Origin of the sequence: Kitasatospora sp. NPDC058243 (assembly GCF_042882025.1) — a bacterium.
Classification (GTDB): domain Bacteria; phylum Actinomycetota; class Actinomycetes; order Streptomycetales; family Streptomycetaceae; genus Kitasatospora.
This window is the reverse complement of record NZ_JBHVWW010000030.1, coordinates 55,048-65,924: the sequence shown is the minus strand read 5'-3', so window position 1 is coordinate 65,924 and position 10,877 is coordinate 55,048. Positions and strand designations below refer to the sequence as shown.

The 10,877-nt window shown below is 70.9% G+C and carries 6 protein-coding genes; 1 reads left to right on the top strand and 5 read right to left on the bottom strand.

Features of this window, described 5'->3' with window-relative positions; all coding sequences use genetic code 11:
* The first annotated feature begins 105 nt into the window (after positions 1 to 105).
* On the top strand, positions 106 to 675 hold the full coding sequence (locus ACFVX9_RS20750) for a Uma2 family endonuclease (protein ID WP_380380536.1): 570 nt from the start codon (positions 106 to 108) through the stop codon (positions 673 to 675).
* A gap of 103 nt (positions 676 to 778) precedes the next feature.
* Here the strand turns inward: ACFVX9_RS20750 and ACFVX9_RS20745 are convergent, their stop codons facing one another.
* The 5 genes from ACFVX9_RS20745 to ACFVX9_RS20725 form a co-directional block, all read right to left on the bottom strand.
* Positions 779 to 2,236, bottom strand: a complete 1,458-nt coding sequence (locus tag ACFVX9_RS20745) for an aldehyde dehydrogenase family protein (protein ID WP_380380534.1) — start codon at positions 2,234 to 2,236, stop codon at positions 779 to 781.
* Between the two features lie 84 nt (positions 2,237 to 2,320).
* Complete coding sequence (locus ACFVX9_RS20740; RefSeq protein ID WP_363368552.1) at positions 2,321 to 3,187, bottom strand: helix-turn-helix transcriptional regulator; 867 nt, start codon at positions 3,185 to 3,187, stop codon at positions 2,321 to 2,323.
* 342 nt (positions 3,188 to 3,529) lie between these two features.
* Positions 3,530 to 4,990 (bottom strand): glutamate synthase subunit beta, encoded by a 1,461-nt coding sequence (locus ACFVX9_RS20735; RefSeq protein WP_380481630.1) that lies wholly within the window; start codon positions 4,988 to 4,990, stop codon positions 3,530 to 3,532.
* Positions 4,983 to 9,584, bottom strand: a complete 4,602-nt coding sequence (gene gltB / locus ACFVX9_RS20730; RefSeq protein ID WP_387982927.1) for a glutamate synthase large subunit — start codon at positions 9,582 to 9,584, stop codon at positions 4,983 to 4,985. The genes ACFVX9_RS20735 and gltB overlap by 8 nt, the downstream gene beginning before the upstream one ends.
* A gap of 440 nt (positions 9,585 to 10,024) precedes the next feature.
* Positions 10,025 to 10,747 carry a VIT1/CCC1 transporter family protein gene (locus tag ACFVX9_RS20725; RefSeq protein WP_380481729.1) on the bottom strand — a complete coding sequence of 241 codons (723 nt, stop codon included), beginning with the start codon at positions 10,745 to 10,747 and terminating at the stop codon, positions 10,025 to 10,027.
* Positions 10,748 to 10,877: the final 130 nt, after the last annotated feature.

Below are 10,877 nucleotides of genomic sequence, written 5' to 3'. Positions count from 1 at the left end.
GAGTCTGCCTGTTTTTGCAACCCCCCTGTGGGACGTCCGTGGTCGGGACCACCCCCCCCCCCCCCCGACGGCCTTCGTGCTGTTCGCAGTGGAAGAATGGGGCCCATGAGCGAGTTCCAGATCCCAGAGCGCCACGCGCGGCTGCTGGCCTACGCGCAAAGCCTGACGCCTCCGGCCGGGTGGAAGATCGAGATCTCCGGCGACGAGATCATCATGATGGCCGGCCCATCGGTGATCCACCAGCGCAACCTGCTGCTCATCCGCGAGCAGTTCGACGCGCGTCGCCCGTCCGACCTGATGCCGAGCGAGAACACCGATCTGGCGTCGCCGAACGTGGGCAAGCTGCGCAACCCCGACCTGACCTACATCCCGATCTCGGTCGTCGAACTGGGCGGCAACGAGGTGCCGGCCGAGGAGGCGGCGATCGCGGTGGAGATCGTCTCGCCGTCGAACCCGGAGAACGACCTGGTCGGCAAGGTGCGCGACTACCCGCAGATGCGGATCCCGCTGTACCTGCTGATCGATCCGCGCAAGGGCGACATCACCCTCTACTCCGAGCCCTCCGACGGCGCCTACCGCCAACGCTGGACCGGCAGTTTCGGCGACCGGGTGCCGATCCCCACTCCCTTCGGCTTCGAGCTCGCCACCGACGGTCTCATCCGTTACCCGGCCTGACCGATCAGGTCGCCCGGCAGCTGCCGCCGGGCGACCCGCACCGCCCGAGGCGGCACCGTCAGAACGAAGACGCCCGGAACAAGAACGCCCGGACCAGCACCGCTCAGAACGGGAAGGCCGTGCGCCCGTGCTGGACGGAGATCCACTTCACGGTGGTGAACGCGTCCACCGTGGACTCCCCGTTGAGCCGCCCGATGCCGGAGTTCTTCTCCCCGCCGAACGGCACCGCCGGCTCGTCGGCGATGGTCCCGCCGTTGACGTGGATCATGCCGGTCTCGATCCGGTGCGCGACCCGGACGCCGCGCTCGACGTCGCCGGTGTGCACCGCGCCGCTGAGCCCGAAGGGGCTGTCGTTGGCGAGCCGGACGGCCTCGTCCTCGCCGTCGAAGGGCACCACGAGCACGACCGGGCCGAAGAGTTCGCGCTGGAGGATCGGCGCGTCCTCGGCCAGGCCGGTGAGGACGACGGGCTCCATCAGGCTGCCGACGGTGGTGCCGCGCAGCAGTGCGGTGGCGCCGGCGGCGATGGCCTGGTCGACCTGGGCGGTGATGGTGTCGGCCTGGACGGGGTTGATCAGCGGGCCGATCTGGGTGGCCGGGTCCTTGGGGTCGCCGACGGTGAGCGAGGAGATCTTCGCGACGAACTTGGCGGTGAACTCGGCCTCGACGGAGCGGTCGACGAGGACGCGGTTGGCGGCCATGCAGACCTGGCCCTGGTGGGCGAAGCGGCTGAACACGGCGGCGTCCACGGCGTAGTCGAGGTCGGCGTCGTCGAGCACGATCAGCGCGCTGTTGCCGCCGAGTTCGAGCACGGTGCGCTTGAAGTTGGCGGCGGCGACGGTGGCGACGTGCCGGCCGATCCGGTCGGAGCCGGTGAAGGCGATGACCTTGGGCACGGGGTGCTCGATGAAGGCGTCGCCGATCTCGGCGATGTCGGTGACCACGACGTTGAACAGCCCGGCCGGCAGGCCGGCCTCCTCGAAGAGCCGGGCGATCAGGGTGCCGCCGACGATCGGGGTCTCCTGGTGCGGCTTGAGCACCACGCCGTTGCCGAGCGCGAGGGCGGGGGCGACGGCCTTGATCGAGAGGTACAGCGGGAAGTTGAACGGGCTGATCACGCCGACGACGCCGACCGGCAGCCGGTAGAGGCGGTTCTCCTGGCCCTGCGTGATCGAGGGCAGCAGCCGGCCCTCCAGGCCCAGGGACACCCGCAGGCAGTCCCGCAGCATGTCCTTGACCAGGGAGAGTTCGAAGGCGGCCTTGAGCGCGGTGCCGCCGAGTTCGGCCATGATGGCGCGGGTGATCTCCTCCTCGCGCTCCTCGATCAGGCGCAGCACGCGTTCGAAGACGAGCCGGCGGGCGTAGGGGGTGGTGGCGGCCCACTGCTTCTGGGCCCGTTCGGCGGCCCGGTAGGCCCGGTCGACCTCGGCGATGGTGGCGACGGTGATGGTGGCGAGCTTGTCGCCGGTGTAGGGGTCGACGTCGACGATGTCCCAGGAGCCGCTGCCGCTGCACCATTCGCCGTCGATGTACTGCAGCGCCAACTCGGAGAAGTACGACATCTGATCCCTCTCGTGCCGGTTCGGGGAACGTCGGCGGGCGAGCCGCTACGGCCCGGTCTGATTGGGCATCATCGTACTGACGTCTTACAGCTCTTGGCGTACGGAGTACAGGAGCTGCCGGGTCTGTTCGGGGTCGAGGCTGTCGGCGAGCAGCCCTTCCATGGCGTGGCGGTACTCGGCGACCTCGGCCGGCTTGTCGAGGTAGAGCGCGGTGGTGAACTGTTCGACGTAGACGACGTCGGCGAGTTCGGGTTCGGCGAAGCCGAGCACGGTGAAGGCGCCGCTCTCGGCGCTCAGTCCGGCGCAGCCCAGCGGCAGCACCCGGAGCCGGACGTTGGGCAGTTCGCCGAGTTCGAGCAGCCGGTCGATCTGGTTGCGCATCAGCTCGGGGCCGCCCCAGGGGCGGCGCAGCGCGGCCTCGTCGAGGATCGCGAGCAGGCGGGGGCCGCTCTCGGCGGTGAGCAGGGCCTGGCGTTTGAGCCGGACCTCGACGCGGCGTTCGATCTCGCCGGGGTCGGTGACGTGGCCGCCGGCGGCGATGACGGCGCGGGCGTAGTCGGCGGTCTGGAGCAGCCCGTGGACGAACTGGACCTCGTAGCTGCGGATCTCGGCGACGGCCTCTTCCAGGCCGACGTAGTTCTGGAACCAGGCGGGCAGCACGTCGCCGTACTCGTGCCACCAAGAGGTGGCGTTGGCGTCCCGGACGAGTCCGAGGACGGTGGCGCGCTCCTGCTCGGCCTCGACGCCGTAGAGGGTGAGCAGGTCGGCGACGTCGCGTTCCTTGAAGCCGACCCGGCCGAGTTCCATCCGGCTGATCTTGGACTCGGAGGCGCGGATCGAGTAGCCGGCCTCCTCGCGGCTGACGCCCCTGGCCTCGCGGAGCTTGCGCAGCTGGGTGCCGAGCAGCAGGCGCCGTACCGTGGCGCCTCCGCTTGTCTGAGTCGTGCTCATCGCGTCAACCTCCGCACTCGCGCAGCAGCCCCCCGGCCGTCGGCGGCAGTCTGCCACCTGGCACCGGCGAACAACAGTCCGTCCGGTCAGGCCCTCCCGCGCGGCGTCCGGAACGGGCCTACGGTAGACCCAAGTCCTGGGAAATGTCTGAGAGTTGACACGACCCTTGACGGGCCCGCCAGCTTCAGGGTAAGGCGGGGGAACGCGACGGCGCCCGCCCTCCAACTGGTCGGGGAAGAGGGCAGGCGCCAGGAGACCGCGTTGGCCCGGCGACTCTGGCGGGGGCAGCGGGTTGAGCTCCCGGCGATGCGGCACCGGGGGTTCGGGGGGCCGGTCGGCCCGTCAGACGACCAGCGGGCGGTCGGTGGGACGGATCGGGGCCGGCAGTGGGGTCTTGCCGCCGAGGTACTTGTCCACCGCGGCTGCGGCCGAGCGGCCTTCCGCGATGGCCCAGACGATCAGCGACTGACCGCGGCCGGCGTCTCCGCAGACGTAGACGCCATCGACATTGGTGGCGAACCGGCCGTCGCGGCCAATGTTACCGCGCGCGTCCAGGTCCACGCCGAGCTGCTCGACCAGGCCGTTGCGGACGTCGGTGCCGGTGAAGCCCATGGCCAGGGTGACGAGCTGCGCCGGGACGGCCCGCTCGGTGCCGGGGACGGGCTCGAAGCGGCCGTCCCTGAACTCGACCTCGACGAGGTGCAGCTCCTGGACGTTGCCGTCCTCGTCGCCGGTGAAGCGGGTGGTGTTCACGGAGTAGATCCGCTCGCCGCCCTCCTCGTGCGCGGAGGTGACCTTGTAGGTCATCGGCATGGTCGGCCAGGGCTGGTGGCCGGGGCGCTCCTCGGAGGGCCGCGGCATGATCTCCAGCTGGGTGACGGAGGCCGCGCCCTGGCGGTGGGCGGTGCCGACGCAGTCGGCGCCGGTGTCGCCGCCGCCGATGACGACGACGTGCTTGCCCTTGGCGCTGATCGGCGACTCGACGAAGTCGCCCTCCTGCACCTTGTTGGCCAGCGGCAGGTACTCCATGGCCTGGTGGACGCCCTTGAGCTCGCGCCCGGGCACCGACAGGTCGCGCGCGGTGGTGGCGCCGGCGGCGACGACGACGGCGTCGAAGCGCTCGCGCAGCTGCTGGCCGGTGATGTCCTCGCCGACGTGCACGCCGGTGCGGAAGCGGGTGCCCTCCGCGCGCATCTGCTCGACGCGGCGGTTGATGTGGCGCTTCTCCATCTTGAACTCGGGGATGCCGTAGCGCAGCAGGCCGCCGACGCGGTCGGCGCGCTCGTACACGACGACGGTGTGCCCGGCCCGGGTGAGCTGCTGGGCGACGGCCAGGCCGGCCGGGCCGGAGCCGACGACGGCGACGGTCTTGCCGGACAGCCGCTCCGGGACCTGCGGCGTGACGCCGCCGCGGTCCCAGGCCTTGTCGATGATGGTGACCTCGACGTTCTTGATGGTCACCGCGTCCTGGTTGATGCCGAGCACGCAGGCCGACTCGCAGGGCGCCGGGCAGAGGCGGCCGGTGAACTCCGGGAAGTTGTTGGTCGCGTGCAGCCGCTCGATCGCGCCGACGAAGTCGTCCCGGTAGGCGAGGTCGTTCCACTCGGGGATGAGGTTCCCGAGCGGGCAGCCGTTGTGGCAGAACGGGATGCCGCAGTCCATGCAGCGGCCGGCCTGCTCGGTGATGATCGGCAGGAGGCTGCGCTCGACGTAGACCTCGTTCCAGTCCCGCAGGCGCACGTCGACGGGGCGCCGCTCGGCCAGCTGCTTGGGCGTGGTCAGGAAGCCCTTGGGGTCAGCCATTAGCCGCCTCCATCATCTTGCGAGTGGTCTCGGCCTCGGAGAGGCCGTCGCGCTCAGCGGCGTCCTTGGCGGCGAGCACTGCCTTGTAGTCGGTCGGCATGATCGTGGAGAAGCGGGAGACCCCGCTGCCCCAGTCGGCCAGGAGTTCGGCGGCGACGGTGGAGCCGGTCTCCTCGTAGTGCTGCTGCACGGTCTCGCGCAGCCAGTCGCGGTCGGCGGCGGAGGGGGCCTCGATGCCCACCAGGCCGTCGTTGACGTTCGCGGGGCGCAGGTCCAGGACGTAGGCGATGCCGCCGGACATGCCGGCCGCCAGGTTGCGCCCGGTCTCGCCGAGGATGACGACCCGGCCGCCGGTCATGTACTCCAGGCCGTGGTCGCCCACGCCCTCGACGACCAGGGTGGCGCCGGAGTTGCGGACGGCGAAGCGCTCGCCGGCCTTGCCGCGCAGGTGGATCCGGCCGGAGGTGGCGCCGTAGCCGATGGTGTTGCCGGCGATGACGTGGTTCTGCGCGTCGTTGCCGATGGCCGCGGCGTCGCGGGCCGGGCGGACGATCACGACACCGCCGGAGAGGCCCTTGCCGACGTAGTCGTTGGCGTCGCCCTCCAGCCGCAGGGTCACGCCGCGCGGCACGAAGGCGCCGAAGGACTGCCCGGCGGAGCCGGTGAAGGTGACGTCGATGGTGCCCTCGGGCAGGCCCTCGCCGCGGTAGCGCTTGGTCACCTCGTGGCCGAGCATGGTGCCGACGGTGCGGTTGACGTTGCGGATCGGCAGCTGGATGCGGACGGTCTCGCCGCGTTCCAGGGCGTCCTCGGCGAGCGTGATCAGCTGGTTGTCCAGGGCCTTGTCGAGCGCGTGGTCCTGGGAGGTGGTGCGGTGGCGGGCCGCGCCCTCGGGCAGCTGCGGGACGTGGAAGAGCGGGGCCAGGTCGAGCCCGGCGGCCTTCCAGTGGTCGATGGCGGCGGCCGCGTCGATGTGCTCGGCGTGGCCGACGGCCTCCTCGATCGTGCGGAAGCCCAGCTCGGCGAGGATCTCCCGGACCTCCTCGGCGATGAACTCGAAGAAGTTGACCACGAACTCGGGCTTGCCGGAGAAGCGCTCGCGCAGCACCGGGTTCTGGGTGGCGACGCCGACCGGGCAGGTGTCCAGGTGGCAGACGCGCATCATGATGCAGCCGGAGACGACCAGCGGCGCGGTGGCGAAGCCGAACTCCTCGGCGCCGAGCAGCGCGGCGATGACGACGTCGCGGCCGGTCTTGAGCTGGCCGTCGGTCTGCACGACGATGCGGTCGCGCAGGCCGTTGAGCAGCAGGGTCTGCTGGGTCTCGGCGAGGCCGAGCTCCCAGGGGCCGCCCGCGTGCTTCAGCGAGGTCAGCGGGGAGGCGCCGGTGCCGCCGTCGTGCCCGGAGACCAGCACCACGTCGGCGTGCGCCTTGGAGACGCCCGCGGCGACCGTGCCGACGCCGACCTCGGAGACCAGCTTCACGTGGATGCGGGCGGCCGGGTTGGCGTTCTTGAGGTCGTGGATGAGCTGCGCCAGGTCCTCGATCGAGTAGATGTCGTGGTGCGGCGGCGGCGAGATCAGGCCGACACCCGGGGTGGAGTGCCGGGTCTTGGCGACCCACGGGTAGACCTTGTGGCCGGGCAGCTGGCCGCCCTCGCCGGGCTTGGCGCCCTGGGCCATCTTGATCTGGATGTCGTCGGCGTTGACCAGGTACTCGGAGGTGACGCCGAAGCGGCCGGAGGCGACCTGCTTGATGGCCGAGCGGCGCTGCGGGTCGTACAGGCGGTCCGGGTCCTCGCCGCCCTCGCCGGTGTTGGACTTGCCGCCGAGGCGGTTCATCGCGATGGCGAGGGTCTCGTGCGCCTCCAGGGAGATGGAGCCGTACGACATGGCGCCGGTGGAGAAGCGCTTGACGATCTCGGAGACGGGCTCGACCTCCTCGACCGGGATCGGGGTCCGGCCGAGGGCGTCCAGCTGGAACAGGCCGCGCAGCGTCATCAGGCGGGTGGACTGCTCGTTCACCCGGTCCGTGTACTGCTTGAAGATGTCGTACCGGCGGTTGCGGGTGGAGTGCTGGAGCCGGAAGACGGTGTCCGGGTCGAACAGGTGCGGCTCGCCCTCGCGGCGCCACTGGTACTCGCCGCCGATCTCCAGCGCGCGGTGCGCGGCCGGGATGCCGGAGGCCGGGTAGGCCTTGGCGTGGCGGGCGGCGGTCTCCTTGGCGATCTCCTCCAGGCCGATGCCGCCGAGCTTGGTGGTGGTGCCGGCGAAGTAGCCGTCGACCAGCTCCTGGGAGAGGCCGATGGCCTCGAAGACCTGGGCGCCGCGGTAGGAGGCGACGGTCGAGATGCCCATCTTGGACATGACCTTGAGCACGCCCTTGCCGAGCGCCTTGATCAGGTTCTTGATGGCCTTCTCGGCCTCGACGCCCTGGATGAAGACCTTCTGGGCGACGAGGTCCTCGACGGACTCCATGGCCAGGTACGGGTTGACGGCGCCGGCGCCGTAGCCGATCAGCAGCGCGACGTGGTGCACCTCGCGGACGTCGCCGGCCTCGACCAGCAGCGACACCTGGGTGCGCTGCTTGGTGCGGATGAGGTGGTGGTGGATCGCGGAGGTGAGCAGCAGCGAGGGGATCGGGGCGTGCTCGGCGTCGGAGTGCCGGTCGGAGAGCACGACGATCCGGGCGCCGTCGGCGATCGCGGCGTCGGCCTCGGCGGCGATCTCGGCCAGCCGGGCGGCCAGGCCCTGGCCGCCGGCGGCGACCTTGTAGAGGCCGGAGAGCGTGACGGCCTTGAGGCCGGGCTGGTCGCCGTCGTGGTTGATGTGGACGAGCTTGGCCAGCTCGTCGTTGTCGATCACCGGGAAGGTGATGCCGACCGAGCGGCAGGCGGCGGCCTCGGCGGCCAGCAGGTTGCCCTCGGGGCCGAGGTTGCTGAGCAGCGAGGTGACGAGCTCCTCGCGGATGGCGTCCAGCGGCGGGTTGGTGACCTGCGCGAAGAGCTGGACGAAGTAGTCGAACAGCAGGCGCGGCTTCTCGCTGAGCGCGGCGATCGGCGAGTCGGTGCCCATCGAGCCGAGCGCCTCGCCGCCGGTCTTGGCCATCGGCGCGAGGATGACCCGCAGCTCCTCCTCGGTGTAGCCGAAGGTCTGCTGGCGGCGGGTGACCGAGGCGTGGGTGTGGAAGATGTGCTCGCGCTCGGGCAGCTTGGCGAGCTGGATCTGCCCGGCGCCGACCCACTCCGCGTAGGGGTGCTCGGCGGCGAGGGAGGACTTGATCTCCTCGTCCCCGACGATGCGGCCCTCGGCGGTGTCGACGAGGAACATCCGGCCGGGCTGCAGGCGGCCCTTCTTGACGACCTTCTCCTGCTCGATGTCGAGCACGCCGACCTCGGAGGAGAGGACGACGAGGCCGTCCTCGGTGATCCAGTAGCGGGCCGGGCGCAGGCCGTTGCGGTCGAGCACGGCGCCGATCTGGTTGCCGTCGGTGAAGGTGACGCAGGCCGGGCCGTCCCAGGGCTCCATCAGGTTGGAGTGGTACTGGTAGAAGGCGCGGCGGGCCGGGTCCATGGTGGCGTGGTTCTCCCACGCCTCCGGGATCATCATCAGCACCGAGTGCGGCAGCGAGCGGCCGCCGAGGTGGAGCAGCTCCAGGACCTCGTCGAAGGAGGCGGAGTCGGAGTGGTCCGGGGTGCAGACCGGGAAGATCCGCTCCAGGCCCCGGCCGTTGCGGTTGGCGGGGATGAGGTCGGTGGCGAGCTGGGACTCGCGGGCGCTCATCCAGTTGCGGTTGCCCTTGACCGTGTTGATCTCGCCGTTGTGGGCGACGAACCGGTACGGGTGGGCGAGCGGCCAGCTCGGGAAGGTGTTGGTGGAGAAGCGCGAGTGCACCAGGCCGACGGCGGAGGCGTAGGAGCGGTCCGACAGGTCGGGGAAGAAGGGCTCCAGCTGGCCGGTGGTCAGCATGCCCTTGTAGACGATGGTGCGCGCGGACAGCGACGGGAAGTAGACCCCGACCTCGCGCTCGGAGCGCTTGCGGACGACGAAGGCGGTCCGGTCGAGCTCGATCCCGGCCAGGCCGTCCTTGGCGAGGAAGAGCTGCCGGAAGCGCGGCATGACGCTGCGGGCGGTGGCGCCGAGCAGGTCCGGGGTGGCGGGGACGTCGCGCCAGCCGAGGACGGTCACGTCCTCCTCGGCCGCGATGGCCTCGATCCGGGCGACGGCGTCCGCGTCGGCGGCGTCCTCGTCGGGCAGGAAGGCGATGCCGACCGCGTAGGAGCCGGCGGCGGGGAGCTCGAAGTCGACCTTGCCGCGCAGGAAGGCGTCCGGGATCTGGGTGAGGATGCCGGCGCCGTCACCGGAGTCCGGCTCGGCGCCGGTGGCGCCGCGGTGCTCCAGGTTGCGCAGGACGGTCAGCGCCTGTTCGACGATGGTGTGGTCGGCGATGCCGGTCAGCGTGGCGACGAAACCGACGCCGCAGGCGTCGTGCTCGTTTCGCGGGTCGTACAGGCCCTGAGCGGTAGGTCGCGCATCCGGAACGAGCGCGTACGGCTGGCGGGCTGCGCCGGCCTGGGGCTCGTTGGCGGAGTGCATGGATGCAGGCAGCATCGGCTCTCCCGTCGTCGTCTTTCGGCTGTGTGGTGCAAGGAGGGACGACGTTGGCCCTGATGCGATTTCGTGCAAGTTACATGATGCCCAAGATCCCGGGAAGTGGAATATCTCGTCCACATGGCGGACTGATCCGCAGGTCAAGGGGGGAATGAGAGGACGCGCCACAATGCGCGTCCCCTCGATTGTGCCCGGCGGTCGGCCGCCTGAAACAGGGGCGAAACCCGATCGCCACACGGGACGATCAAGGACGCCTGTGAATCGATCCCGAGGGCTCACCCACGGATGCGAATCCTCGGCCCCGAAGCCCGGATGGTGAGACTAGGCCAGGCACCGCCCGGCGGCCATGTGCGGAACGTCACGCACTACCTGGCATAGTCATGCACTCCTCCGGGTCGTCACACACCCCGGCCGAACGAGTGCACCTAGCCGACGTGCCCGCCGATCAGCCACCCCAGCAGATACGTCACCCCGGCCGCCGCCCCGCCCAGCACCAGCTGCCGCAGCCCGCTGAACCACCAGCTGCGCGCCGTCACCCGGGCCACCACCGCGCCGCACAGGAACAGCCCCACCACCGACAGCAGCAACGCCGGCACCAGCGAGGTCGCCCCCAGCAGGTACGGCAGCAGCGGCAGCAGCGCGCCCACCGCGAAGCAGACGAAGGACGACCCGGCGGCCACCCACGGTGACGGCAGGTCGTTCGGGTCGATGCCCAGCTCCTCCCGGGCGTGGATCTCCAGGGCCTGGTCCGGGTTGGCGGACAGCTGCCGGGCCACCTCGTGGGCGAGGTCCGGCTCCACCCCGCGGGAGATGTACAGCTGCGCCAGCTCGGCCAGCTCGCCGTGCGGGTTGCGGCTCAGCTCCAGCCGCTCGGCCTCGATCTCGGCCTGCACCAGCTCGGCCTGCGAGGCCACCGAGGTGTACTCCCCCGCCGCCATCGAGCAGGCGCCGGCCACCAGCCCGGCGAGCCCGGTCAGCACCACCGTGCCGCTGGACGCCGAGCCGCCGACCACGCCGGTCATCAGCGCGAAGTTGGAGACCAGGCCGTCCATCGCCCCGAACACGGCGGGCCGCAGCCAGCCTCCGTTCACGTCCCGGTGGTGCCCGGCAGCGGGTATGCGGGGGTGGTGCCCGGCCTCGGGCTCCAGGGTGGTCGCGCTCACGGCAGTTCCCCTCCGTTCGATTCGTCTGCCCCGACCGTAGACCGTCTGACCTGCGCATTTCCAGCAAAGTAAGGCTGTCCGAACAGCGCTTCGGCCGCCCTGCGCGAGCATCGCG

Coding starts and splice junctions, on each gene's coding strand:
- ACFVX9_RS20750 (WP_380380536.1), top strand. CDS start 106: ATGAGCGAGTTCCAGATCCCAGAGCGCCACGCGCGGCTGCTGGCCTAC.
- ACFVX9_RS20740 (WP_363368552.1), bottom strand. CDS start 3,187: ATGAGCACGACTCAGACAAGCGGAGGCGCCACGGTACGGCGCCTGCTG.
- ACFVX9_RS20745 (WP_380380534.1), bottom strand. CDS start 2,236: ATGTCGTACTTCTCCGAGTTGGCGCTGCAGTACATCGACGGCGAATGG.
- gltB (WP_387982927.1), bottom strand. CDS start 9,584: ATGCACTCCGCCAACGAGCCCCAGGCCGGCGCAGCCCGCCAGCCGTAC.
- ACFVX9_RS20735 (WP_380481630.1), bottom strand. CDS start 4,990: ATGGCTGACCCCAAGGGCTTCCTGACCACGCCCAAGCAGCTGGCCGAG.